General features: G+C 71.8%; 19 protein-coding genes. 5 read left to right on the forward strand and 14 right to left on the reverse strand.

Annotation, left to right across the window (positions count from 1 at the left end; all coding sequences use genetic code 11):
• Positions 1–20: 20 nt before the first annotated feature.
• From OEIGOIKO_RS05165 to OEIGOIKO_RS05180, 4 genes are all read right to left on the reverse strand, one after another.
• Positions 21–1,901 carry a trypsin-like peptidase domain-containing protein gene (locus tag OEIGOIKO_RS05165; protein ID WP_125052272.1) on the reverse strand — a complete coding sequence of 627 codons (1,881 nt, stop codon included), beginning with the start codon at positions 1,899–1,901 and terminating at the stop codon, positions 21–23.
• Between the two features lie 76 nt (positions 1,902–1,977).
• Positions 1,978–3,795 (reverse strand): lytic transglycosylase domain-containing protein, encoded by a 1,818-nt coding sequence (locus OEIGOIKO_RS05170; RefSeq protein ID WP_125052274.1) that lies wholly within the window; start codon positions 3,793–3,795, stop codon positions 1,978–1,980.
• A gap of 201 nt (positions 3,796–3,996) precedes the next feature.
• Entirely contained in the window at positions 3,997–5,598 is a 1,602-nt protein-coding gene (locus OEIGOIKO_RS05175) for a S1 family peptidase (protein WP_125052276.1), read from the reverse strand.
• A 379-nt stretch (positions 5,599–5,977) separates the two neighbouring features.
• A complete protein-coding gene (locus OEIGOIKO_RS05180) occupies positions 5,978–6,502 on the reverse strand; it encodes a hypothetical protein (protein WP_246177210.1) in 525 nt (174 codons plus the stop codon).
• A gap of 358 nt (positions 6,503–6,860) precedes the next feature.
• Between OEIGOIKO_RS05180 and OEIGOIKO_RS05185 the strand changes: the two genes are divergently transcribed.
• Positions 6,861–10,403 carry a chemotaxis protein gene (locus OEIGOIKO_RS05185; protein WP_170251561.1) on the forward strand — a complete coding sequence of 1,181 codons (3,543 nt, stop codon included), beginning with the start codon at positions 6,861–6,863 and terminating at the stop codon, positions 10,401–10,403.
• Positions 10,404–10,530: 127 nt separating this feature from the next.
• Here OEIGOIKO_RS05185 and OEIGOIKO_RS05190 read toward each other — a convergent pair whose 3' ends face one another.
• Together OEIGOIKO_RS05190 and OEIGOIKO_RS05195 are read right to left on the reverse strand one after the other, a co-directional pair.
• Positions 10,531–11,679, reverse strand: coding sequence for a barstar family protein (locus OEIGOIKO_RS05190; protein ID WP_125052279.1), 1,149 nt, complete (start codon positions 11,677–11,679; stop codon positions 10,531–10,533).
• Between the two features lie 158 nt (positions 11,680–11,837).
• Entirely contained in the window at positions 11,838–13,037 is a 1,200-nt protein-coding gene (locus OEIGOIKO_RS05195; protein ID WP_125052281.1) for an MBL fold metallo-hydrolase, read from the reverse strand.
• Between the two features lie 216 nt (positions 13,038–13,253).
• On the opposite strand from OEIGOIKO_RS05195, the gene OEIGOIKO_RS05200 reads away from it, so the two are divergent.
• Positions 13,254–14,465 (forward strand): hypothetical protein, encoded by a 1,212-nt coding sequence (locus tag OEIGOIKO_RS05200; protein ID WP_125052283.1) that lies wholly within the window; start codon positions 13,254–13,256, stop codon positions 14,463–14,465.
• 30 nt (positions 14,466–14,495) lie between these two features.
• Here the strand turns inward: OEIGOIKO_RS05200 and OEIGOIKO_RS05205 are convergent, their stop codons facing one another.
• The 4 genes from OEIGOIKO_RS05205 to OEIGOIKO_RS05220 form a co-directional block, all read right to left on the reverse strand.
• On the reverse strand, positions 14,496–15,935 hold the full coding sequence (locus tag OEIGOIKO_RS05205) for an NAD(P)/FAD-dependent oxidoreductase (protein WP_125052285.1): 1,440 nt from the start codon (positions 15,933–15,935) through the stop codon (positions 14,496–14,498).
• A 163-nt stretch (positions 15,936–16,098) separates the two neighbouring features.
• Positions 16,099–16,968 carry an SAM-dependent methyltransferase gene (locus tag OEIGOIKO_RS05210; RefSeq protein ID WP_371859011.1) on the reverse strand — a complete coding sequence of 290 codons (870 nt, stop codon included), beginning with the start codon at positions 16,966–16,968 and terminating at the stop codon, positions 16,099–16,101.
• 23 nt (positions 16,969–16,991) lie between these two features.
• Complete coding sequence (locus OEIGOIKO_RS05215; RefSeq protein ID WP_030998248.1) at positions 16,992–17,279, reverse strand: DUF397 domain-containing protein; 288 nt, start codon at positions 17,277–17,279, stop codon at positions 16,992–16,994.
• Positions 17,280–17,282: 3 nt separating this feature from the next.
• Positions 17,283–18,149, reverse strand: a complete 867-nt coding sequence (locus OEIGOIKO_RS05220) for a helix-turn-helix domain-containing protein (RefSeq protein ID WP_125052287.1) — start codon at positions 18,147–18,149, stop codon at positions 17,283–17,285.
• Positions 18,150–18,284: 135 nt separating this feature from the next.
• Between OEIGOIKO_RS05220 and OEIGOIKO_RS05225 the strand changes: the two genes are divergently transcribed.
• Complete coding sequence (locus OEIGOIKO_RS05225) at positions 18,285–18,746, forward strand: ATP-binding protein (RefSeq protein WP_246177212.1); 462 nt, start codon at positions 18,285–18,287, stop codon at positions 18,744–18,746.
• Positions 18,747–18,819: 73 nt separating this feature from the next.
• Here the strand turns inward: OEIGOIKO_RS05225 and OEIGOIKO_RS05230 are convergent, their stop codons facing one another.
• Entirely contained in the window at positions 18,820–19,620 is an 801-nt protein-coding gene (locus OEIGOIKO_RS05230) for an SGNH/GDSL hydrolase family protein (protein WP_125052289.1), read from the reverse strand.
• Positions 19,621–19,956: 336 nt separating this feature from the next.
• Here OEIGOIKO_RS05230 and OEIGOIKO_RS05235 point away from each other — a divergent pair, with 336 nt between their 5' ends.
• Complete coding sequence (locus tag OEIGOIKO_RS05235) at positions 19,957–20,766, forward strand: tyrosine-protein phosphatase (protein WP_170251563.1); 810 nt, start codon at positions 19,957–19,959, stop codon at positions 20,764–20,766.
• Positions 20,767–20,819: 53 nt separating this feature from the next.
• On the opposite strand, the gene def is transcribed toward OEIGOIKO_RS05235, so the two are convergent.
• Complete coding sequence (gene def, locus OEIGOIKO_RS05240; protein ID WP_125052291.1) at positions 20,820–21,479, reverse strand: peptide deformylase; 660 nt, start codon at positions 21,477–21,479, stop codon at positions 20,820–20,822.
• Between the two features lie 105 nt (positions 21,480–21,584).
• Between def and OEIGOIKO_RS05245 the strand changes: the two genes are divergently transcribed.
• On the forward strand, positions 21,585–22,151 hold the full coding sequence (locus OEIGOIKO_RS05245; RefSeq protein ID WP_246177213.1) for a winged helix-turn-helix domain-containing protein: 567 nt from the start codon (positions 21,585–21,587) through the stop codon (positions 22,149–22,151).
• A 4-nt stretch (positions 22,152–22,155) separates the two neighbouring features.
• Here the strand turns inward: OEIGOIKO_RS05245 and OEIGOIKO_RS05250 are convergent, their stop codons facing one another.
• Both OEIGOIKO_RS05250 and OEIGOIKO_RS05255 read right to left on the reverse strand, forming a co-directional pair.
• Entirely contained in the window at positions 22,156–23,499 is a 1,344-nt protein-coding gene (locus OEIGOIKO_RS05250; RefSeq protein ID WP_246177214.1) for a S8 family serine peptidase, read from the reverse strand.
• 158 nt (positions 23,500–23,657) lie between these two features.
• The gene (locus tag OEIGOIKO_RS05255; RefSeq protein WP_125052297.1) at positions 23,658–25,040 is read right to left on the reverse strand and encodes an aspartate aminotransferase family protein; all 1,383 of its coding nucleotides are present in this window, start codon (positions 25,038–25,040) and stop codon (positions 23,658–23,660) included.
• Positions 25,041–25,052 lie beyond the last annotated feature (12 nt).

Raw genomic sequence — 25,052 nt, forward strand, 5'->3', positions numbered from 1 at the left:
CCGGCTCTGCGGTGCGTGCGTCAGGCGGCGGGCACCAGGGTGCGTTCGCGGGCCAGTGATCGCGTGGTGGTGTCACCGTTCAGGGTGAGGCGGCCGTTGGGCCACGCGACGACGACGTCGTTACGGGCGGTGTCACCGCCGAAGGCACCGACAGCGGCCAGGACACTGGTGCGGAAGCCCGACTTCGCTGGGCTCAACTGATGCTCCGACTTCAGCTGGTTGGCGCCGACGTTGTCATAAACGGTGACTTCGCCGTCGGACCAGCGCACGAAGAGGTCCTGGTCGCCGGTGGACGGGTTGAAGTCGCCGGCCGCCAGGTCGCGTGCGTGCGGCCAGGTGCCGTTGGGGGCGGCCAGCCGCGACTCGGCGTGGAAACCGTTGGCGTCCACGTCGGTGAAGAAGGTGACGCGACCATTGGCCCACTGCACCACCACGTCATCACCGCGCGTGTTTCCGCCGCCGAAGCGGCCGGCGGCCATCCCCACCGCCTGCGTCCAGGTACCGTTCGGTGCCTTGAGCTGGACGGCGTTCTTGAGCTTGTTGGTCTCGTTGACGTCCTTGTAGAGGGTGACCTTGCCGTTCGTCCAGCGCACCAGAAGATCGCTCGTGCCGTCCCCGGTGAAGTCACCCGCGGTCATCACCGCCGCGTTCTTCCACTCCGGGTCCTTGGCCAGCTGTACGTCCTTGCCGAAACCGTAGGCGCCATTACCCGGGTAGAGGGAGACCTCCCCGTCCGACCAGCGCACGATCAGGTCACTGATGTTGTTGCGCACCGATGCGGAATGGAAGCTGCCTGCGGTCATGAGGCGGGCGTGCTGCCAGGTGCCCGCCCCGCCCATGGTGAACTTGCCGTCCAGGGGAAGGTCGGCGACAGCCTGCCGGTACAGCCACACCGCGTCGTCGTCGAACTGCGAGGTGTACGAGGTGTGGTCGTACTGCCCGCCGGTCTTGTAACCGCCGATGACACCGACGAGATTGCCGCGCTGTCCGTCGAAGTCCTCGATGAACGGACCGCCGCTGACACCGGACCGGTAACCGTCGCACTGGATCTCCATGAAACGGCCCTGGAAGGCCCGGGTGTCGTTCGTGCACGACAGCGGCGTCTTCTGCCCACCCGGATAACCGACGGCCGTGACGCTCTCCCGGGCCAGGTGCGCGGAATCGACGGACGTGAGGGTGTTGCCAGCGCCCGCGGCGTCCTCCAGCAGCTGCCCCTGGGCGTTGGCCCCGACCCGCAGGAAGGCGAAGTCCACGTCGTCGTCGGCCGGGCTCTGCTGGTAGCGGTGGTCGATCCAGACCTTGCCGTCCAGGACGGGGAAGATGCCGTACGGCGTTTCACCGGCCTGGCCCGCCTTGGTCGTCCCGGCGCGGTAGCCGGGTACGAAGGCGGCGTCACGCAGCGAGGTGTTGCCCTTGAGGCAGTGCGCGGCCGTGACGACCAGGCTCTTCGAGGCGGAGGTGACGGTGCTGGCGGTGCAGAACTGGTTGTGGGTCGCGTTGCCGTCCTTGCCGCGCAGCAGGAACACCCCGACGGTGGGGATGCCTTCGGCCACCTGGTGGGTCGGCTCCGCCGACCGCTTGCGCCGCACGCTCGGGGCAGGCTGTCCGCCCTCGCTCTTGGCACCCGCCTCGGCGGTCTCCACCGGCACGGCACTGCGGATGCGCTCCGGCGTCCAGTACCGCTCGGTCTCCTTGGCCTTACGCACCTGCTCAGGGGAGGAAGGGTCCGGTGTGCCCGCAGTCATCTGCGGCGTGTCCGGCGCCGCCGCGGAGGCGGCGGGCGAGCGGTCCGTGGGCAGCGGGGCGGCGCCGACGACGGCCGCGGTGGAGATTCCGGTGCCGGCCAGAGTCAGGGAGGCCACGCCGAGGGTGGTGGCGCGCAGCCAGTATGTGCGTCTCATGAAGTGCTCTTTGCGGTGAAGCGGCTCGGCCGGCGAACCGGCCGGGCAGAATGCGGACAGGAAATTCAGGTGGCTGTCAGGGAATGCGCGGCCCGGTGGACGGTGACGAGGTGACCGTCAGCGGAATGTCCAGGACGTTTCCGGACGGGGCTGCCGAGCCGCTTTCGGACGGGACGGCCAGGCGCAGAAGGTAGGAGCCTGGGCGCGGTCCGGTGTGCAGGGGCGGCAGGGTGATGCGGCCGTCGGCGGCCGTAGGCGGCAGGAGCAGGGAACGCACCGGCCGGTCGCGCTCGTACTCGTCCAGGAAGGACGGCCCGTCGAGAGCGGGCGCCGGCTTCTCGCCCTTGACGGCGGTCAGCACGGTCACGGCGATGCGCAGACCGGCGGCGGGCCGGCCGTTCCGGGTGACCCGCACGGACGGCAGCTCGGAGAGAAGGCTGTCCGAACCCGCCTCCAGCGGCAGCGACAGAGGCGGACGCTGCGGGTCCTGGTGGTCATGGTGGTCCCGGTCCCACAGCTCCAGACGGTAGAGGACGGGCCGGACGGAGACCGTGAAGTCGACAGCCGGGCCGCGTCCGCCGGAGGCCGTCGCGGTGAGCGTGAAACGTCCGGGGTGATCTCCGGGCTGGAGGGCGGGGGCGGTGGCGACGCCGCCCCGGTCGGCCGTCACCGTCACGGCGTCGGCCTCCCCCGTCAGCCGCACACCGTTGCCGCGGAACGTGACCCGGGCGCCGGGTACGGGGTGGCCGTGCGCGTCGAGGGCCCGGACCTGCGGCTGTCGGCCGAAGGCCGTACCGGCTTCGGCCTCCAGGTGCCGGTCGCCCAGGCTCTCCAGCCGTACGACGGTGTGGTGATCCGCGACCGGCTTCGGCTTCTCGACAGGCTCGGGGGCAGGCTTGTCCGCCGGACGCTGCGGTGTCGGTACGGCAGGGTGCCGCACGCCACCACCGCTCCCGGCCCCGCCCTTGCCCCTGCGCCCCGGTGCCGGCTCCGGCTCCGGCTCCGGCCGCAGAAGCGGTGTTGGGTGTACCCGGCCTGCGTCGAGGGCCCTGTCCGCGGGGTCGGGCCGGTGTGGCGTAGCGGGAGCGTCATCCGGCGTCTCAGTAACCCCGGAGCCCCGATAGGTGTCCATCCACTTCCGTACGGCATTCACATACGCACGGGAATTGTTGTAACTCAACACGGCCCGGTCGAGATCGGCGTCCCGGCTCAGGTCACGGTCGCCCGCACACAGATATCGCGCCGTACCCAACGCCGCGTCGAAGATATTGTTCGGGTCCTTGACCCCGTCACCGTTGCCGTCAGCGCCCCAGCTCCCCCACGTCGACGGAATGAACTGCATCGGCCCCACCGCACGGTCGAACACCGCGTCCCCGTCCCACCGGCCCCCGTCGGTGTCCCGGATCAGCGCGAACTGCACCCCGTCCAGCCGTGGGCCCCGAATGGGCCGCGCCGTCGAACCGTCACCCCGCAGCCCGTAACCGGAGGCATGCACGGACTCCACCCGTCCGATCCCCGCGACCAACTCCCACGGCAGACGACACGACGGCTGACTCCCCCGCAACACCCCCTCCGCCTTCCGATACGCGGCCAGAGCCGTGGCAGGAATGCCCGCAGTGCCCGGCGACGCCTGGCCGGCGGCGACCGCGTCGGGCTCCTTCCCCTGCCCGTCCCGCAGGAGATTGGGCAGGTCGAGCGCGGGGTCGCCGCGGTGCCGGGACTGCGGGCTGTCAGGGCCGGCGGCGGCCTGGCGGGCGTCGGCGCGCGAGGGGCCGGCGGCTTCCAGAGGGCTGAGCGTTGCCGCGGCGCTCAGGCTGGCGGCCAGCGCGCAGGCACACAGGCTCTGACGCACCCGGCGCGCGACCAGAGTGGGCAGGGTGGGGAAGGGGTTCACGGGCGGGCAGGTCCTCGGCGTGCGGAGAAGTGCAAGGGGCGCGATGTCGTGGACATCGGCTCGTGGAAGAGCACCGGTGGGAGCAAGTCGCCCCACCGGTGCGAGGTTCAGGGTCGGACGATCGGTCCGACCGCGGCCCTGGCAGCGCTCCGGCCGGCCCTCGGGTACGACGGCCGGCCGGGCTTCGGTGCGGCGCGTGCCTCAGCCGACGAGCTTGATCTCGCCGTGCGTCCCCTGGGCGTCCACGCCCGGGTAGATGCCGAGCGACTGGTCGGCCCAGCGCACGATCACGTCGTTGGGACGCTCGTTGGCCACGAAGGCACCCGCGCCGACCACGGTCGCGCCCGACCACGGCGACTTGGCCGGGCGGAGCTGGATCTCGCCGTGGAAGCCGGCGGTGTCCACACCCGGGTAGATGGTGGCCTCACCGTCGGACCAGCGCACCAGCAGGTCCGCGGTCTTCTTGCCGGTGAACTCGCCCGAGGTGATCTGCGTGGCGTGCTGCCACGTCGTGTTCGCCTTGGTCAGAACCTTCTGGGAAGCCGGCTTCACACCGTTGGTGTCCAGGTCGGGATGCAGGGTGACCCGGCCGTCGTTCCAGACGACCAGCAGGTCGTCGCGCTGCGCGTTGCCGGTGTAGCGGCCCGCGGTGATCTGCGTGGCCTTCGTCCAGTCCGCGCTCTTGGCCAGCATCTTCTCCCCGTGGAAACCGTCCTTGTCCACGTGGGTGTACTGCGTCACCTCACCGTCGACCCAGCGCACCACCAGCCCGTCCGAGCCGTTGCCGAAGCTCGCGCCGGTGATCTGCCGGGCGTAGTCCCAGGTGCTCTTCTTCTTGGGCGTGTTCGGGGCCGCCAGCCGGTATTCGGCGACGAAGGGGTGCTTGGCGTCCTTGTCGTCACCGCCCTGGTAGAGGGTCATCTCGGCGTCGGTCCAGCGCACGATCAGGTCCATGTGCCGGGTGCCGCCGGCCGAACCGCCGGTGAAGTAGCCGGACGCGACGTGGGTGGCCTTGCCCCACGGCGCGTTGGGGAAGACGCCGCGGTAACGGACCTTGCTGACCCAGTCGTTCAGGTCGTCCACCCGGGCGTCCACGGCGCCCGTGCGGGTCTCCGCCGGGTCCGTGCCCAGGCAACCGCCCTGCCAGGAGGTGCTGTTGACGGCGACCAGCTCGACCTGGCCGTCCTTCTCCCGCAGCGCCGGTCCGCCGGTGTCGCCCTTGCACACCGAGGCGTTCTTGCCGGTCAGCCCGAGCGCACCGTCCCGTACGGAATCCACCGTGAACGCGGCGGCGTGCAGCTTGTCCGGCACCCACTCGGTCTTCGTCCGGCCGAATCCCGTCACCGTGAGCTGCTCACCCTCGGTGGGGGCGGTCGTGCCGACGGCCACCGGGGTGACGCCGGCGACCGGCTTGGCGAGCTTGGCCATGACCAGGTCGCGCCCCGGGTACGGCGCGAGCTCGACGACGTCCTCCCGGTGTCCGGCCGAGCCCGACACGTCGGTGCTGCCGACCGTGACGGTCGTCTTGAGCTTGGGCGGCCCGTCGGTGAGCGCGTCGTTCTTGCCGGCCTCGGCCGTGAAGCAGCTGGCGGCGGTCAGCACCCACTGCTTGTCGACCAACGCCCCCGAGCAGGAACGCTGTCCGTTGCCGATGTCGAGCTTCGCCGTGAACGCGTGGTTCGCGTCCGCGGTGGTGCCGCCGCTTACGGCGAGCGCGGGAGAGGCGGCGACGAGGGAGCCGGCTACGACGGACGCAGCCACAAGCCCGGTCATCCACGAGGTGCGCGGAGGCTTGCTGTACATGTTGCTTCTCTATTCCGTTTCTGATGTTGCGGGGAGGGCGAGAAGGCGGAAAGCGACCGATGTTTCCGAGCATTCAGGCAGCCAGGCATTGATCCCCATGGATATACCTACGGGAGCCTGTGCGGACTCGGAGTTTCGGAGCCCGGGGAAGGGCGGCCAGGCCGCGATGCACGGTCCGCCTCATTCGGGATACCGGCGAAGGTAGGCAGAACCAGGGACAGGCCGACTTTCCGTCAGCCTGTCCACACCGTTTGCCATGCCTGTTGAGGAGCCGTCGGATTGTACCCGTCCGGCGGCCCGGTCCGTACGGACCGGGATTCCGTGCGGCCGACGCCGGCGGCGCGAGACGCCGGACGCCTTCCGTGCGTCAGGTGCCGCGTCAGCCGGTGACGCGCAGTTCGAGCAGCGTCGCTTCCTTGGCGCCCGTGGTGATGTCGCCCTCACCGAGTTCCGTGAGGTCGTTCTTCTTCAGCGCGACGGTCTTCGTCTTGCCTTCGGTGGTGAGCGTGGCCTTGGCGGCGCGGCCCTCGTTCTCCCAGATGCCGACGAGCTGCGGCACCTCCAGGGTGAGGTACCCGCTCTTTCCGGTGACCTTGAAGCAGTAACTGACGGGCCGCTTGTCCTTGTTGGCCATGACCTCAAGGTCCGCGGCGCCGTTGCAGTCGGCGAGAATGATGTGCCCGTCACCCTTGCGGAGCTTGAGGCCCACCTCCTTCAAAATCTTGTCCGCGTTCGGGTAGTTGAAGTCCTCCACCGCGGAGGGCGGGGTGTCGTCAGCCGCCTGCCGCACGGCGGGCGCGGTCTGCGGACTCGCCTGCGCCACGGCGAAGGCAGCCCCGCCCGCGACCGCCGCGGACGCGCCGACAACACCGGCAATCAGAAACTTGCGGAGGCGATGTATCACCAGGGTTCCTTTCACATACGAGGCGGCAACACCCTGCGATCGCAGGGAAACCAGCCCAAAGGGGAGCCGTAAACCTAGCACCCTGATGGTTCAGCGAGGCACCTGGTCCTCGTGGGTAACGAATGCAAAACGAAGCTCATCGGGTGCACAACCTGCCGGCTCTTCGTTCGTCCGAAGCCGGTGCGGCAACAGAACCGACGCCCGCTTTTAGCCGATGACTTGGTGCCTCAGGATCGTACCGGACACCGCGATTGCTGCGGATATGCTCGCGACGCCGAAAGTCGGCAGCACATAGCAAACCGGAAGGGTTTGTACAGTAGTGAGAGCGAGAGGAAAGCCGCCGCGCAGCATACGTGCCGTGTGCGCAGGCGTACTGCCGCTGGCGTTGGTCGCGGGCGTCATCGGGACGAGCCCGGCCTACGCGGCGGGAGACCAGAACGACGGGAACGCCGGTCAGCCTCAGCTGACCGATCGCGGCCGCGTCGTTCAGTTCTGGAAGAACGGCGGGCCGGGAGTCAAGGCGGCGGCGGAAGCCGCGCTGCTGGGCACCGATGCGGACGTCCGCCAATTCCTGGACAACGACGAGGCGCTGGCTCAGCTGGGCGACGAGCGCCTCGCGACGATCCAGATCCATTCGGCAGGCGGCCGCAATCTGCAGGAAGCTGCCAAAGAAGCACTGAAAAAGGCGCAGGCCGGCTCTCCGGAGGCGCTGAGCAGCTTCCTGAAGGACGGCTGGAAGACGCCGCTGGAGGCGGACCAGCGGACCCGCGCCGTCCAGGTCATCAGCGCCGGCGACACGAATGTGCGGGAAGCCGGCAAGGAAGCCCTGAAGGGGTCCGCCGAGGACATCAGCGCGTTCCTGGACACGGACCAGTACTCGGCTCGCGAGGCGGACGAACGCACCCGGCTCATCCAGATCATGAGCGGCGGCGGCAAGGCCACGCGTGAGGCGGCGAAGGTCGCGCTGAGGTCGGGTCCGTCGGACATCCGGGAGTTCCTGGAGGTGGGCCAGTACGTGGCCCGCGCCCGGGACGAGGAGCGGACCTCCGTCGAGGAGCTGGCCCAGCGGGCCAAGGAGGCCGGGGAACTGGCCAAGCGGAAGACCGAAGCCGCCAAGGAAGCGTCCGACCGTGCGGTGGAGGCTTCGAGGCTGGCCAAGGAGGCCGCGCAGCGGGCTGCCGAAGAGGCCAAGGAGGCCCGCAAGGGCTCCCAGCAGGCCGCCGGTGCGGCCGCGCAGGCCGCCGAACTGGCACGCGGCGCGGCACGCGCTGCGCAGCAGGCGATCGGCGCGGCGAACGCGGCCAACGCCGCGGCACGGCACGCGGCCAACGCCGCTTCGCAGGCGGCAGCCGCTGCGGCCGGTGCCTCCGACGCCGCCTCCCGGGCCCGCAACGCGGCCGCCGCGGCCGCGTCGGACGCCGGCAAGGCAGCCGACGCCCGCAAGGCGGCCGAGGTGGCCCGGAATGCCGCCAAGAACGCGACGTGGGCGGCCCAGGCCGCCGACGAGGCCGGCAAGGCGTCGGACCGGGCCGGCGAGGCGGCGGGCGCGGCCACCAGCGCCAGCGCGAACGCCGACGCGGCCGCCGACGCGGCGCTGCAGGCCAGTGGTTACGCGGACGCGGCCGGGGCGCACTCGGCCGAGGCGCAGGCAGCCGCCGCCCAGGCCAAGCGGCACGCCCGCGAGGCGTCCCGGGCCGCCCAGACGGCCACCAGCCTGGCGAAGCGCTCCGCGGCCGCGGCCTACCAGGCGCGCGACGCGGCCAACAGGGCCGCCGTACACGCCAAGAAGGCGGCCGACGAGGCCGAGAAGGCCGCCGAGCACGCCGGTGAATCGGAGAAGGCCGCGGGCGAGTCCCGGCGGCACGCCACCGAGGCACAGAAGGCCGCCGACGAAGCGTCCGCCGCGGTGAAGAAGGCGCGTGAGATCTTCGACCTGGCGCGCGAGACCGAGGCCGAGGACCTCAAGACCCGTACGGCGACCGCGATGGACCTGTCCCGCGACCTCAAGACGGAGTACGAGGACGGCAAGGCACGGGCCGAGCGCGCCGCCAAGCAGGCCAAGGAGCTCGACGCCGAGGCCGACCGGCTGGCCGCCAAGGCCGCCGAGCCCGGCGCCGACCCCCGGCAGACGGCGGTCGAGGGCCGCAAGGTGGCGCTGGCCGCGCTGAAGACCCGGGAGGCCTGGAGCCAGGCCGCGGCCGGGGCCGCCCTCGCCGGTTCGGACGAGGACGTACGCAAGTACGTGCTCGTCGACCGGCAGCAGGCCGCCGGGAAGGACGAGCGGACCCAGGTCGAGCGCCTGGCCGAGGAGGGCCTGTCCGCCCCGGTCCGGGAAGCCGCCGAGAAGTCCCTGGCGGGCAACGCGGAGCAGATCCACCAGTTCCTGACCACCGGCCGGCACGAGGCGGCCGCCGCCGCGTACCGCACCAAGGCGGTGCAGCTGTCGAGCACGGGCAGCACCCAGACGCGGGCGGCCGCCAAAGAAGCGATCAAGGCGGGCACCACCCAGGCCCTGGTGGACTTCCTCGACGAGGGCCAGTTCGCCGCCAGGGAAGCCGACGAGCGCACCCGCGCCGTCCAGCTGTCCAGCAGCGGCAGCCCGGAGGTCCAGGCCGCGGCGAAGGTCGCCCTGGTGGGGCCGCCGCAGGTGATCCGGGCGTTCGTCCAGACCGGCCAGTACAAGGCGGCCCGTCAGGACCGGCTCACTGCCACGCACGTCGCCGGGGTGCAGCAGCTGATCGCCGAGGCGGCCGGGGTAGCGGCCACCGCGCAGCAGAACGCCCATCTCGCCAACGAGCACGCCCTGCGTGCCGAGAAGGCCGCCGACGAGGCACGCAAGGCCGCCAACGCCGCCCAGAAGTCGTCCGCCGAGGCCGACGACTACGCGAAGAAGGCCCAGGAATCCGCCCGGCAGGCCGAAGCGTCCGCCGCCCAGGCCGCCGAGTCCGCCCGGCAGGCCCGCGCCGCCGAGGCCGACGCCAACAACGCGGCCACCCGGGCCGTCCGGTCCGCCACCCAGGCGCAGTCCTGGGCCAACTATGCCCGCGGCTCGGCCGACCAGGCATGGACCGCCGCCGGCGAGGCACGCGCCTCGGCCACCGCGGCGGGCAAGGACGCCCAGGCGGCGAACAAGGCCGCCGACGAGGCCAAGCAGATCGTCGTCGACAAGCAGCGCAAGGAAGCTGCCGAGTGGCGGAAGCTCCAGGAGGCCTGGAAAAAGAAGTTCGCCGAGGCCAATGAGTCGAAGGAGGACGACGACGGCTGGCCGGACTGGGCACCGGGCTGGCTCAAGAAGGGCGCCGGCGCGGTCAAGGACGGTGCGGAAACCTTCGCCGACTATGCCACGTCCATTCTCGGCAACGGCGACATCTGGGCGGGAAGTTTCGAGACGCTCCTCGGCCTCGGCGGGATCGGGCTCGGCGCCTCGGGCGACATCGGGGGCGGCTTCCTGTGCGCCACCGGAGTTTTGTGCGTGGCGGGAGCTCCGGCGATCGTCGCGAGCACCGGCGTGATCATCGGCGGCGCGTACGCCACCGCTGACGGCGTCGGCCGTATCGACGAGGGTCTCGGGACGGCGCTCCGCGAGGCCCGGAGCAAGCGGTCCGGCAGCAAGGGCGGCGGCGGAAACGGGACCACCCCGAAGGTCGTCCACGATTCCGTCGAGAAGGTGATGAAGGGGGAGCGGCCGCAGCGCCTCAACCCCGACGGATCTCCGGACTATTACGAAGGGCGCAACACCACGCCCCCCAGTGTTCTGCGCAAGTGGAAGGGCTCGAAAATCTACGACATGGGAGAAGGCGACACCAACAATTACCGGGTCCTGGTGAACAAGTACGGGGACATCGGCTGGATCAAGGGACACAATTACGACAGCGTCAAGATCTACGATCCGCACAGCTGATCGTTCGAGCCGGATACGGGGCGCGCCGGACATCGGATCTCATGAGAGCCGCTGACGCGGTCCGCACCCCGCACAGCTGAAACGGAGGGCCTTGCCGAGTTCCCACTCGGCAAGGCCCTCCGTCGTTCTACTGGAGCTCGACCACCACGCCGTATCGTTCGAGGCGTCGCACGATCTCCTCGAAGTAGGTGAGCCCTTCTTCAGCGTCTTCCACGACACCGGCCAGTGCGCGGCGGGCGGTCTCCGCGTCGTGCCAGACCAGCGTGAAGGGCGGCACCACACCGGCCCCGCCACCGAGGCAGTCGTTGAACGACTGCCAGTCCATGCCGTAGTACCCGCCGGGACCGTGGAGCGCCTCGCCCAGGGCGCAGTGCAGCCCGTAGACGTCTGTCACGTGGGTGCCGTCGACGTGGTAGGTGGCGCCCGACACGTCGGCGCGCCCGCTGGCCCGGTTCCGGAAGGCGACCTTGAGCCATTCGTGCCTGCCCTCGGGCGTGAACCGTGCCCACTCGTTGAGCGTGTCCGGCACCCCTTCGTACCAGGCTTCCCAGACCGGTTCGGCCAGGAGCGGGGGCGGGTCGTCGACACCGTCGGCGAGCGTGATGTCGAGCAGGTCGCCGCCGAGGGCGGACGGGCGCACCTCGACGACGTCCAGCGCGAGGTTCCGGGACGTCATCGGGCGGCCGGTGCGGTCCAGCGCCCACAGCTCGGCGGCTGCCCCTGATTCCGGCGCGTCCAGCACGGCCCGCAGCTCCTCGGTGGGCTCGCAGCCGATCAACTTCATCGGCTCTTCCGGAGGCCCGGACCGTTCGACGTACAGACCCTCGACTCCCTCACAGGTGCCGAGGGAGTCCTTCGCGAACAGCTCGAACCGCCGCTGTCCGGTCAGCTCGGCACGGCCCTCCTCCGGCTCCTCCACACCGGCCTCGACGACGACGTCGACCAGGGCGGGGCCGATGCTGCTGGGGCGCCGGTCGACGACTTCGGCGTCGGTCAGTCCCCACCACTCCACCGGGCGCTTCCCGTCCCCGACTTCGAGGCACAGCTCGCCCAGCCGGGCAGCCGCCCCGGCGGGCTGCTCGACAGCGGTCCGCAGCGGTCCGGCCGGGTCGCATCCGAGAAAGGTCAGACGCTCCCTCGGGGCAGGTACCGGGTCGGCGAACAGCCCTTCGGCGTCGGCACACCGGGCCCATACCTGTTCGCCGTCGGCGGCCACCAGAAGATACCGCAACGGCAATCCGCGGTCCCAGCTCCGGCGGCCGTCCTCAACCTGCATATTTCCTCCTGCACCGCGAACGGCTGAACGAATCTGCGAAGGTCCATTGAAACACTCCCGGTGCAGGAGGAATCGCACTGCCGGAGCCAGAGAATTCGCCGGTGCGTCGGCGGCGATCGCCGCCGACGCGAGATTGTCCGGGAAGCCCTACCGCCCCCTTACTTCACCACCTCGAACTCATCAGCCGCCGACGCCCCGGCAGGCCATGACGGCCACCCGTGCACCGGCGGCAGCGCCACGGCCCGCCACCACGGGTCCACGACCAGCTCGTCGGCCGGTTCGAAGGGCTTGCCGGGCAGGGGCGCCGCCACCTTCACGTCTGCCGCGCGGGCTGCCGTGACGGTCCGTTCCACCGGCTCGGACCAGGGATGCGGGGCGAGGTTGAAGGTGCCCCAGTGGATGGGGAGCAGGGTGCCGGACGGGGTGCCTCCGGACAGGTCGAGGTGGGCGCGCAGGCCCTCTTCCGGCGTCATGTGCACATCCGGCCAGAACTCGCTGTACGCGCCTATCTGGATCATGGTCGCGTCGAACGGGCCGTGCTCGGCGCCGATCTCGGCGAAGCCGGGGAAGTAGCCGGTGTCACCGCTGTGGAAGACGCGGTGCGTGGGGCCGGCCACCACCCAGGACGCCCACAGGGTGTGCTGGGGACCGCGCAGCCCGCGGCCGCAGAAGTGCTGCGCCGGCGTCGCGGTGAGCGTCAGGCCGCCGACGGACGCCGACTCGTGCCAGTCCAGCTCGGTGATCCGCTCCTCGGGCACGCCCCACAGTTCGAGGTCGGCGCCGATGCCGAGCGGTACGACGAAACGCGTGCCCGTACGGATCAGGGCCTTGACCGTCGGCATGTCCAGGTGGTCGTAGTGGTCGTGCGAGATCACCACGGCGTCGACCGGGTCCAGGTCCCGCAGCGGCAGCGGTACGGGGTGCAGGCGCCGCGGCCCCGCCCAGGTGAACGGCGAGCAGCGCTCGCCCCACACCGGGTCGAACAGCACCCGGTGCCCGTCGATCTCGGTGAGCACACTCGAATGCCCCAGCCACGTCAGCCGCAGCCCGGAGGCGGGCGGCTCGCCCCAGTCCGCCGCGGTGGGGCGGTGCACGGGGATGCGGCCGACCGGCGCCCGGCGCAGCCGGCCCTCGCGGCTCAGCTGCTGACGGGCCACGGCCATCGCGCTGCCCTGCGCCAGCTGCCGGGTCGGTACAGGATTGCGGAACTGGCCGTCGGCGAACTGCGGTGATCTCTGTATCCGCGCCAGCCGCTCCCCGGTGGGCCACGCGCCGAAGACGGCGGGGCGGCGCAGCCCGAACCGCGCTGCGGTACGCGGGGCGGACGAGGACTCACTGCGGGGTCGGGAGCCGGGCACGGCACCTCCATGGATCGGAGCGGTAGCGCTGTCAACGAGTCGCCGTGCGGTGAACGGACCGCCACGCTGACGGGTTCCGGCACGCCGGCGTCCGGGTTCCCGGTGTCCGCCGCGGACCCCTTGGCACCCGGACACGACCCGTGTTCCCTGCACACACCGAACCACTCGGCCGTTCCGGGCATTCCGCGGCGGGCCGTACGGCCCTACCGTCGTGGCATGAGCCAGACGCTGCCGCCCGGGCGGCCACCGGAACGCGAGGACGTCCCGGGAGGTACGCCCTCCGGAGGCGGAACGGCCCCCTTGGACGGGACGGCACCGGCGGACGGAATGGCGCCGCTGGACGGAATGGCGCCGTTACCGCCGCAGGGGGCGGCGGGACAGCCGGCGGCCGCGGATCGCCCCCGTACGGATACGCAGGCGAAGGGCACCGCCCCGGCAGCCGACGACCTCCCCCCGCCCGTGGCACGCGCCGCCCCGCACCTGTCCCGGCCGGGCGTCCGCCTGGTGGCCGTACCCCTGGCGGTGACGCTCGGCCTGCTGACCGTCGCCGCGCTCGGCACGGGTTTCGTCGGGCGGTTCGGGGCCGCCGAGTCGCCGGAGGCACGTGCCTTCACCTCGCTGCTGGAGTTCGACCTGTGGAGCGCCCTGGTCGGCGCCTCGATCGCGCTGTACGTGGCGGTGGCGTACGCCATGTCGTACGCGGTGCACCGGCGCTGGCGGCAGCCGATCGACCGGCCGGCGCCCCGGGCCGTGGCGGTGCTGGTGGCAGGGGCCGCCGTGCTGCTCGGCGCCGTCTTCGGCATCCTGCGTTTCTTCACCCCGCCCGGCAGCGTGCCCGTGCCGCTCGACGGGCTGGCGTGGCGGATACCGCTGCTGCTCGTCCTCGGGATGCTGGCGGCGGCGCCGGGCGCGGTGGGGCTGTGGGACGTCCAGGTCCGGCTGCTGCGGCTGAGCCGCCGGCTGCCCACCGAACCGGACATCCTGGCACCGGTGGGGGCCCTGCGGGAGCTGCACCGGGGGTGGCGGGACGCGGTGCGCTTCCTGACCGGCGGCAGCCTGATCATCTCGACCGCGGTCGTCGACGCGGGCGCGCTGCGCAACGCCCTGCTGGCGTACGGCGTGCCCGAGGAGACCTTCCCGGCGTCCTCCGTACTGCTCTACGGCGCCTTCTTCAGCGTGATGTTCGCGCTGGTCTTCCTGCCGGTCGTGGTGCTGTGGCGGTCGGTCGCCGGGCGGCTGGTCGAGGCGACGGTCCGCATTCCGGAGGCCGACGAGCTGACCGAGGACTGGATCGAGCGCCGGGCTCGGCTGGTGGCCTTCCTGCGTCTGGACGTCTCGCTGCCGAAGGTGCTGGCCCCGGCGTTCGGCATCCTCGCGCCCCTGGCCACCGGCGCGGTCAGTCTGTTCCTGCCGGGCGGGGGAAGGTGACCCGCCGCCCGGCGCTCGCCTGACGGGCCGTCAGGCAGCCCGCCGCAGCGGTACGACGGCCGCCGGCGGGGCGCCGGCGCCGGGCCGCAGCGGCAGCAGTACGGTCCGCAGCACCGTGCGCGGGGCCATCAGGCGGGACGGCGGCACGGTCAGGCAGGAGACGTCGCGGAACGCGGCGCCGAGGACGGGGTCGACGACGGAGCGGAGGATGAGCCGCTGCACGTACCAGGACATCAGCCGCTCGCCCAGGCCCGAGCGGGCGTCCGCGCCGCTCGCGTACGGACGGTCGGCGCCGATGGCGATCATCCAGGCGGGCTCGGTGGCGCGGGCCACCGCGCGCTGCGCCCGCCGTGCGAGCCCCGGCCGCAGACCGCCCCCGGATTCCAGGGTGCGGCGCAGCGCCAAGGCGTCCAGCGCGGCGATCGACATGCCCTGCCCGTAGATCGGGTTGAAGGTGCAGTTGGCGTCGCCGACCACGACGAAGCCTTCGGGGACGGTGCCGGGCCGTTCGTAGTGCCGGCGGCGGTTGGCGGTGTCACGGAAGCCGTAGACGGGCGAGACCGGTTCGGCGTGCGGCAGCAGGCCGTGGATGTACGGGTCGCCGATCGTGGCGGTGAAGTCGGCGAAGCCCTGGTCGTCGGTGGGCGGGTGGTGGCCGCGCACCCCCGCGGCGGTCAGCAGCCAGATACCGCCCTCGACCGGTACGTACACCGCGCCGCGCGGACTCCCGGGCCAGCCGGGGATGTTGATGCCCATGTCCGGGGCACCGGCCGGGCCGGTGGGGCGGAACATCCGGGTCGCGTAGGCGATGCCGGCGTCCACGGTCTCCTGGCGCGGCGCGGGGCGGCCCAGTTCGGCGAACCACTGCGGGGCCTTGGAACTGCGACCGGAGGCGTCGACGACGAGCGCGGCGGGAACGGTCTGCGCGGCGGCCGGGCCCGCCCCGCCGGTGCGGTCACCGCCCGCCCGGGCCCGTACCCGTACGCCCGTGACCCGCCCCGCGTCGCCGGTCAGGCCGACCGCCTCGGTCGCCTCCAGCACCTCCAGGCGGGTCGCCGACGCGGCGGCCGCCCGCAGCACGCGGGCCCGTACGACGCCGTCGATCACCGGGCGGGTGACCGACAGGCAGCCGTGGCGGCGCTCTTCGAAGCGGTGCTGCCAGCCCACGGCGGTACGGGTGACCAGGTCGCTCGGCGGGTAGAGGGTGCGGGCCCCGGCGTCGGTGAACGCCCGGCCCGTGCCGGGCAGCAGCTCCTCCAGCGCACGCAGGCCGCCGCTGAGGAAGACGTGCAGATGACGGGCCTGCGGCACGCCCTTACGGAAGGCGTGTCCCTCGGGATACCGGTCGCGTTCGACGACGGTGACGGTGTCCACGTGCCCGAGCAGGGCGGTGACCGCGAGCATCCCGGCGAGCCCGCCGCCGATGACGACCGCGCGCCGCTCCCCCGCCGTTTCGGCAGTCTCTTCCACCGCTGCCCCCGTCCTGCCGCCGGGGCGGCCCTTCAGGTCCGGTGAGCGGCCCTCGCACCACCGGTCTCGCACGGACTTTCACCCTCGGACCGCCGGGGGACGCTGTCAATCAGCGCCTGCGCACTTGGACGCGCCCCGGCGGTGGTGGCGGCGGGACACGCCCCTACTTCCGGCCCACCCCGCCGTAGAAGATGATGTTGTTCAGCTCCTCCGGACCCGGGAGCGGCCCGTCCGGGCGCCACAGCGGCACCCGTACCACGCCCGGCTCCAGCAGCTCGAACGGCCCGAAAAGCGGCTCGATCTCGCTCCTGGTCCGCAGGTTCAGGGTGGCCGTCGCGTTCTTGTAGACGTCCAGCACGCCGTCCCGCGCCCGTTCGTCCGTACGCCCCTGCTCGTACGCCTCGTACGGTTCGCCCGTGGCGTGGGACAGCACGAGGACGCTGCCGGCGGGCAGCGCGCGGGCCAGGGTGGCGACGATCCCGGCCGGGTCCTCGTCGTCGCGGACGAAGTGCAGGACGGCCACCAGCAGCAGAGCCACCGGCTGGTCGAAGTCGATCAGTCCGCGCACCGTCGGGTGGTCGAGAATCGCCTGCGGGTCGCGCACGTCGGCCAGCACGAAACCGGAGTCCTCGGTGGTCGTCAGCCGCGCCCCCGCGTGCGTGGCGACGATGGGGTCGTTGTCCACGTAGACGACCCGTACGCCGGGCGCCGTCTCCCGGGCCACCTCGTGGGTGTTGGGCGAGGTGGGGATGCCCGTGCCGATGTCGATGATCTGCCGGATGCCGCCGGCGACCACCTCGCGCACCGCGCGGTGCAGGAACGCCCGGTTGGCGCGGGCGCTCAGCCGCACCTGCGGGTGCGCCTCGATGACGCGCTGCGCGGCCTCCCGGTCGACCTCGTAGTTGTCCCGGCCGTCCAGGTAGTAGTCGTACATCCGGGCGGGGTGCGGCTTGCCGGTGTCGATCTCCTCGGCCTTGAAGGCCGCCGCGTCCTGCAGACCCTGCGAGCCGTCCTCGTCCCACGAGCCGATCACGGCCCGGGAGAATTCCGTGTCCGTCACGCCGTCCTCCGGTCGGTTCCGCAGCCGCAGCCGCACGGCGCGGCGGTGAGCAGGAAGTCGGCGGCGCCGGCCTTCGCGCCCTCGATGAAGCTCTTGATCTCACCATGGGTGTAGATCAGGGCCGGGCCGCCCGGGTCGGTGGACTGGCGCAGCGCCACCCGTCCGTCGCCCAGGCGCAGCGCCTCGACGCACTCGCCGCCGTTGCCGCCGCTCCACGGCTTGTGCCAGCCGTCGCTGCCCAGCTCGGTGGCGGGCATGCCGTTGTAGATGCGTATGCGATCCATGGTTCAGATCTCCTTGCGAAAGCCGCCCAGAAGGGCCTCGGTGGTCTGGGCCGGCGCGGCTTGCGCGCACATCCGGTCCAGTGCCTCCAGGTACTGCGAGACGTCGTCGCGCTGGTCGAAATAGACGGCGCCCACCAGGTTCTCCGCGTACGCGATGTCGGGCAGTTCCGGGATCGGGAAGCGGAAGATGTGGAACGGCCCGTACATCGAGGGGTGCGGTCCGGCGGCGAACGGGATGATCTGCAGCCGGACGTTGGGCCGGGTGGTGGCCTCGGCGAGGTGCGCGATCTGCTCGCGCATCACCCGCGGGCCGCCGATCGGGCGCCGGAAGACCGTCTCGTCCATGACCACCCAGAGCATGGGCGCGTCGGGGCGGGTGAGCAGCGACTGCCGTTCCAGGCGCAGCGCGACCGCGCGGTCGATCTCCTCCCGTGCCGCGTGCGGCATACCGGCGCGCAGGACGGCGTGGGCGTACTCCTCGGTCTGCAGCAGCCCCGGTACGTAGTGGGGCTGGTAACCGCGGATGAGGTTGGCTTCGCTCTCCAGGCTCACATAGGCGCTGAACCACTCGGGCAGCACGTCGCGGTAGTTGTGCCACCAGCCGGGCCGGTTGGCCTCGCGCGCGAGCTTGAGGAAGCCGTCGATCTCTTCCCTGTCGGTCACGCCGTAGGTCGCCAGCAGCTTCTCCACGTACGGGATCTTGAGGCCGACCTCGGCCTTCTCCATACGCCGTACGGTGGCGTGCGTGACATCGAGGGCGGCGGCCGCCTGCTCGTAGGACAGCCCCGCCTTCTCGCGCAGGTCCTGCAGCCTCTTGCCGAGCACCACCCGCAGGACGGTCGGAGCGCCACCCGACCGTGCTTCCGCCACTTCTGATCCCCTCCCACCGACCTGAGTGATCGCAGTGTGTCATGCCGTCAGCAGAGCGAACAGACTGCGCTTGCGATTCTGCAAATTACACATTGATCCTTGCCATCGGTGACCAACATCGCACATAGTTGCGGAGTGGCTTCCTCCAACAACGCTCCTTCGTTAGGGCGCTGTGGCGGCTTCGTCGCCGAGCGTCTCCGGGACGCGTTCCACTTGCCGGCCCGCCGCACCTCCGTACCGGAGGCGCGCAGACGCGTGATCGCCGTGCTGCACGAGTGGGGCGCGGCAGAACAGGTCTGTGACGACGCCGAGTTGGTGGTGTCGGAGTTGTTCACCAACGCCGTACGGCACACCGACAGCGAAAAGGTCGACTGCGAACTGACGGTCGTCGGCGCCTTCCTGCGCCTGGAGATCACCGATCAGGGCCGGGGCGACTCGGCACCGCACGTCCAGCCCGGCAGCGTGGACAAGGAGTGCGGCCGGGGCCTGTTCCTGGTGGGCGCCCTCTCCGAGAGCTGGGGGGTGCGCCCCGACCCGTCCGGCCGCGGCCGCACCGTCTGGGCCGACCTGCCCTACGGGCCGCCCGCCGCACACTGAAACCGCCGCCCGCGCCTGAACGGCGGGCGGCGGTGCGGCATCGCCGCTTCTCGTTCCGCGGCTCCCGCCGCCGCTACAGCGGGAGCAGATCCGGCCGCTTCGGCTCCACGTGATCACCGGAGGACTCGCCGCGCAGCCGGCGGCCGATCCACGGCACCAAGTGCTCCCGCGCCCAGTGGATGTTGTCGCGGCGCGCCTCGGCCGCGGTGCGCCCGGCCTCCGGCGGCCACGCCTGGTCCGGGTCGGCCGGGACGTCGAGTCCCAGCACCTGTGCGGCGCGCAGCGCCACCCGGGTGTGCCCGTCGGGCGACAGGTGCAGCCGGTCGTCGCCCCAGGCCCGCCGGTCCTGCACGGACTTCAGCGACCACAGGTCCAGGACCGGGCAGTCGTGCCGGTCGGCGATCGCCCGGACGTGTGCGGTGTACGTCGCGATCTTGCCGCGCAGATGCCGCAGCACCGGCATGCCCCGGGTGTCGAACCCCGTGCACAGCAGCACCGTCCCGACCTTCTCCCGCAGGTCGGCGACGGCCGCCTCGTACCGCTCGGCCACCGCGTCCGGGTCCGAGCCCGGCCGCAGGATGTCGTTGCCGCCGGCACAGAACGTCACCAGGTCGGGGGCCAGCTCCTTGGCCCGCGGCACCTGTTCCTCCACGATCTGGTCCAGCAGGCGTCCGCGGACCGCGAGGTTGGCGTAGCGGAACTCGCCCTCCGCGCGCCGGTCCGACAGCAGGACCGCCAGCCGGTCCGCCCAGCCGATGTACGCCCCGTCACGACCGGGATCCCCGACTCCCTCGGTGAAGCTGTCCCCGACGGCTGCGTACGACCCGATGGCGCCGTCCGCGCCACTGCTCATCTTCTTCGAATCGTCTGCCACGTCAGGACATACTTCACCCCGGGAAGTGACTTACGCCACCGTAACCAGGGGTTGACGTGGGGTGATTAATGCCACCCGGTCAAATTCTGATCAAGTCGGAATAGAAAACGAGGCCGATAAACGGCTCTTTTCGGTCGTTTGTCGGGGTGTGGGAGTGGCTGGGCGACGAGGTACGGAAGGCGGGTACCCGCCCCGCGACCGCGTCGCGCGCGCCGCTCCCGTGCCGCCGCGGAACCGGCCGTCACCGGCCTGATTGCGGGCTGCACCGATGTCGTATCGTCAAAGCGGCCCGCCTCGTCGACGAGCAGCGTCGGCGACCTGTCCCGAGGAGCGCCCGTGCCCCAGCAGATCCCGGAGGTCCCGTCGACCGACTCCGAGCTCGCGGAGGTGCGCAACTTCCGTGACGTGGGCGGGCTGCCGACCGTGGACGGGCGCCGGGTGCGCAAGGGCCGGCTGTTCCGCAGCGGTCATCTGGCGGCGGCCACCGAGGCGGACGCGGCCTTCCTCGCGGGTCTCGGGCTGCACACGGTCTTCGACTTCCGCAACGCCGCCGACATCAAGCTGGAGGGCCCCGACGTCACGCTGCCCGGCGTACGGAACGTCAACATCCCGCTGACCGACCCGGCCGACGGCGCCGAGTTCTGGGAGATGGTGCGCGACGGCGAGCTGGGCCTCCTGCGGACGACGCTGGGCGACGGCAAGGCGGCGGGCCGGATGGCACAGACGTACCGCCACATCATCACCACCCGCACCGCCGACCACAGCCGTGTCCTGCACGCGCTCGCCGAGGACAGCGTTCCCGCGCTCATGCACTGCGCGGCCGGCAAGGACCGGGCGGGCCTGTCCGTCGCCGTCACCCTGCTCGCGGTCGGCGTCGAGCCGGAAGCCGTCGAGGCCGACTACCTGGAGTCCAACGCCGCGCACCGCCGGTACAAGGTGCGCCGCTCCGACACCTCGGCGGTCGGCATGTCCCCCGAGGTCATGGAGCTGCTCGCGCCGCTCTTCGACGCCCGCGCCGAGTACCTGTCCGCGGCTCTCGACGCCATCGAGACGACCTGGGGCTCGACGGAGGCCTACTTCAGCGAGGGTCTGGGACTGTCCCCCGAGACCCGCGAGCGGCTGCGCGCCCAGCTCCTGGAGGACTGAGCCGGCAGCCCGGGGGGGGCGGCTCGTCGCGTCCGTACGGCCGTCTCCCTTGGTCACTTGCCCAGCTTCGCCGCCAGTTCGGCGCGCCGGGCGAACTTCTCCTCCTTGGCCGCCGCCATCTCCCGCAGCGCCGTCTTGCGCTCCCGGGCGGCGAGCCGGTCCAGGTAGAGGTGGCCGCGCAGGTGATCCGTCTCGTGCTGGAGGCACCGGGCGAAGTAGCCCCGGCCCTCGATCACCACGGGGTTGCCGTCCTTGTCCCGGCCGCGTACGACGGCCCGGTCCGGACGGGGCACCACCCGGTAGGGGCCGGGGACGGACAGACATCCTTCGGACTCCTCGACCAGCCTGCGGTCCGCGGCCGGCACCTCGTCCAGGACCGGGTTGACGATGTGCCCGACGTGCCGCACGCCCCAGTCGTCCGTCATGTCCCACACGAACACCTGCAGGTCCACGTCGACCTGGTTGGCGGCGAGCCCCGCCCCCTCCGCCACCTGGTTGGTGGCGAGCATGTCGTCGATCAGCCGGGAGAGTTCCGGCGTGCCGAACCGCGTGACCTCCCGGCACGGGCGGTGCAGCACCTCCTCCCCGACCACGGTGATACGGCGCACCGCCCCGCGCTCCACTTCCGGCGCGAGCCGCGGGTACGTGTCCACGGGCTCGCCCTGCACCCGGACCCGGCGGTCCTGCGGGGTGTCACCGAAACCGACCGCCATGGAGTATCAACGCCTTCCGCGCATGCCTGGGACGGCCGGGCGAAATCCCCGGCCGGCGGCAGGTCAGCTTGACCGAATGCTTTGCAAAGTAGCACCCTTTGCAAAGTGAGCGACGAAGAATCCCCAGCAGCGTCCACCGGCCCGCCGTCGCACCGCGCCCGGCGGCCGCTCCCGGACCACCCCGTACGCATCGCCCTGCTGGACCTGCTCGCCGAGGCCGGCACCGTCACGTCCACGCAGGCCGCCGCCCGCCTCGGCCACAGCTCCGGCCTCTGCTCCTTCCACCTGCGCCAGCTCGCCCGGCACGGCCTCATCGAGGAGGTGCCGCACACCGGCGGGCGGGCCCGGCCGTGGCGGCTGCGCTGGGGCTCCGTGTCCGTCCGCCCGGACGCACCGTCCGGGCCGGACGCACCATCCGGCCCGTACGCACCGGCGGAGGGCGACGTGTCCCACCGCACCGTGGTCCATGTGACCCCGGCGGAGCTGGCCGGACTCGCCGCCGCCATCCGCGCGCTGCTGACCCCCTACGCCGAACGGGAGCGGCGGCCCGGTGCACGCCCGGCGGGCACGGTGCCCGTCGCCGCGGTCACCAGGCTGACTCCGCTGCCGCCCGAGGACGTTCTGCCCGGGAACGCGACACGACATCGGGAGGTCGGTCCGCCGGCGGACTGAGTTTTCACGTCCCAGGAGGCCCGGCGGGCGGCTGCTGCGGCGGATACATCGCTTGCGGCGGATACGGGTGCTGGGTCTGCGGCTGGTGCGGGACCGGTGGCTGCTGCGGCGGGTACGGTCCCGGGGCGCCGGGTGGTGGCTGTGGCGCTCCGTACTGCTGCGGCACACCCTGCTGCGGCGTCCAGCCACCCGGCCCGCCCGGCCCGCCGAACCCGCCCGGCACCGCGGACTGCGCCGCCTGCTGTCGGCGCTTGCGCTTCCTGGCGGCGAGTACGGCGCCCAGTACCCCCATGACGCCCAGCCCGCCGACCGTCGCGATACCGATGACCAGCAGGGGGTCGGTTCCCTTGGCCTTCGGCTCGGCGGCCTTCTTCGCCGCGTCGGCCCGTACGTCCGCGTACGGGTCCTCGGGGACCTTCAGCGGGCCGTTCGGCGGTCCGGCCGGAAGGTCGGCGGTCAGGGCCCGCAGCGGCCGGATGAAGCCGTGGCCGTAGTGCGGGTCGGGCAGCGACAGGTTCTGGTTGGCCGGTGCCATGCCCGCGGTCTTCACCAGCCGGTTGACGATCTGACCCGCGGTCAGGTCGGGGAACTTGGCGCGCAGGAGAGCGGCGGCCGCTGAGACGTACGCCGTGGCGTCCGAGGTGCCGGAGGCCTGCTGGTACGGCTCGGTCGCGCCGGCGGACCGGATGTGCACGCCGGGGGCGGTCAGCAGGACGCCGGGCCCGGAGTTGGAGTACTGCCACACCTTGCCGTCCTGCCCCACGGCCCCCACCCCGACGACGCCGGGGTACGTGGACAGCTTGGTCGCCTTCGAACTCTCGTTGCCGGTGCCCGCGACGACCACCACGTCTTTCTGGTAGGCGTATGCGATGTCCTGCTCGTCGATGACCGTCAGCCAGTCGACGCCGAGCGAGATGTTGACGACCTCGGCGCCGTGGTCGACGGCGTAGCGGATCGCCTTGCCGATGGGCGGGCCGCCCTGCTCCGGCACGTTCACCGGGAGGATCTTGGCATCGGGCGCCAGCCCCTTCACCCCGTCCGCGTGCCCCGGGCCGTGCCCGTGCCCGGCGATCAGGGCGGCCATGCTCGTGCCGTGATCGCCGTCGTCCTTGTCGTCGTCACCGTCGAAGAAGCTCTTGCCCGGCAGCACATTGCCCACCAGATCGGGGTGGTCCGCCTTGACCGGGCTGTCGATGACCGCGACCGTCACCCCCTTCCCCGTCGACTGCTGCCAGACCCTCTCCGCCTCGAAGGACTGCAGCGGCCACTGCGCGTCCCTGGTCGCATCCGCCGACGCGGCGGGGGCCGCCCCGTAGAGCAAGGCTCCCGCCAGCACCGTGCCGCCCACCGCGCGGAGAGTACGCGCCGATATCACCCCGTGAAGTCCTTCCGCCCAGGACGCGCCCGGCTTTGAGGACCACGGCCGCGTCTCGCACACTGTCGGCCGATCACCCTACGTGGGGCCGGGGGCGACGCGTACCACCGGACGGACCCCCGGCGCCGGCGTCAGCGTGTCTGGAGCGCCTGCTTCATCAGGGTCCGGCCGAAGTCCCACATCAGGCCCCCGCCTTGGTGCGCGTCGTCCATCACCTCCGTGAACGCCGTCACGAAGCGGTCGACCTCCCGCTCCCCGATCGTCAGGGGCGGGATGAGCTTGATGACCTCCAGGTGGTCGCCGGAGACCTGGGTGAGGATGCGGTGGCGCTGGAGGAGGGGGACCACGACCATCTGGGCGAACAGGCCTTTGCGGGCTGCCTGGAGCATGGTCCAGTGGCCGCGCAGTTTCAGGGACTTGGGGCGGCCGAACTCGATACCGATCATCAGGCCCCGGCCGCGGACGTCGTGCAGCAGCTCGTACCGGTCGACGAGCGCGGCCAGCCGCGTACGGAGCAGGTCGCCGGTGTGGCGGGCGTTGGCGACGGTCTGTTCGTCCTCCATGACCGTCAGGACCGCCAGGCCGGCGGCCATCGCCTGGGCGTTGGCACCGAAGCTGGCGGAGTGGACGAGGACGCGGTCCATGGAGGAGTAGACCTTCTTGAAGATCCAGTCCTTGCCGAGGGTCGCGCCGACCGGGACGTAGCCGCCGGAGAGTGCCTTGGCCACGCACACCAGATCCGGCTCCACGCCGTCCTCGTGCTGGTAGGCGAAGAAGTCGCCGGTGCGGCCCAGGCCGGTCTGCACCTCGTCGGCGATGAGCAGCGCCTTGTGGCGGCGCAGCAGTTCCTGGGCGGCCCGCAGGAAGCCGGGGGGCGTGGGGTGGACGCCCTTGCCCTGGACCGGTTCGACGATGAAGGCCGCCACGTCGCCGCGCCGCAGCTCCCGTTCGAGCGCGTCCAGGTCGCCCATCTCGATGCCGGTGTCCGGCAGCAGCGGTGCGAAGCCGTCGCGGAAGCCGTCCTCGCCGTTGACCGAGAGGGAGCCGGTGGTCAGGCCGTGGAAGGCGTGGGCGCAGTACAGGACGCGGGGTTTCCCGGTGGCGTAGCGGGCGAACTTCAGGGCCGTCTCGACGGCTTCCGTGCCGCTGTTGCCGAAGAAGACGCGGTCCAGGTGGGGTGTGTGGGACAGCAGTTTCTCGGCGAGCAGGCCGGGCAGCGGCTGGCAGTCGAAGCGGGTGAGGTCGGCGAGCTGGGCGTCGAGGACGTCGTGCAGGGCCTGCCGGACGACCGGGTGGTGCCGGCCGAGGCCCATCACGCCGAAGCCGGCCAGCATGTCGAGGTAGTCCCGGCCGTCCGCGTCCCAGAAGTAGGCGCCCTCGGCCCGCTCGTAGACCTTGTCGAAGCCGATGGTGTGCAGCATCCGCGGCAGTTGGTGGTTGACGTACCTGGAGTGCAGGTCGTAGCGCTCGGCACCGCGTTCGGCGAGCAGCTTGGTCAGGTCGAATCCGGTCACGATCCGTTCTCC

This window comes from Streptomyces paromomycinus, from assembly GCF_003865155.1.
In the GTDB taxonomy this organism is placed as follows: Bacteria; Actinomycetota; Actinomycetes; order Streptomycetales; family Streptomycetaceae; genus Streptomyces; species Streptomyces chrestomyceticus.

What these genes read in the sequence shown, in the direction of transcription:
- OEIGOIKO_RS05200 (WP_125052283.1), top strand. Translation starts at nt 13,254, where the DNA reads ATGAGCCAGACGCTGCCGCCCGGGCGGCCACCGGAACGCGAGGACGTC.
- OEIGOIKO_RS05165 (WP_125052272.1), bottom strand. Translation starts at nt 1,901, where the DNA reads ATGAGACGCACATACTGGCTGCGCGCCACCACCCTCGGCGTGGCCTCC.
- OEIGOIKO_RS05175 (WP_125052276.1), bottom strand. Translation starts at nt 5,598, where the DNA reads ATGTACAGCAAGCCTCCGCGCACCTCGTGGATGACCGGGCTTGTGGCT.
- OEIGOIKO_RS05190 (WP_125052279.1), bottom strand. Translation starts at nt 11,679, where the DNA reads ATGCAGGTTGAGGACGGCCGCCGGAGCTGGGACCGCGGATTGCCGTTG.
- def (WP_125052291.1), bottom strand. Translation starts at nt 21,479, where the DNA reads ATGGCGGTCGGTTTCGGTGACACCCCGCAGGACCGCCGGGTCCGGGTG.
- OEIGOIKO_RS05215 (WP_030998248.1), bottom strand. Translation starts at nt 17,279, where the DNA reads ATGGATCGCATACGCATCTACAACGGCATGCCCGCCACCGAGCTGGGC.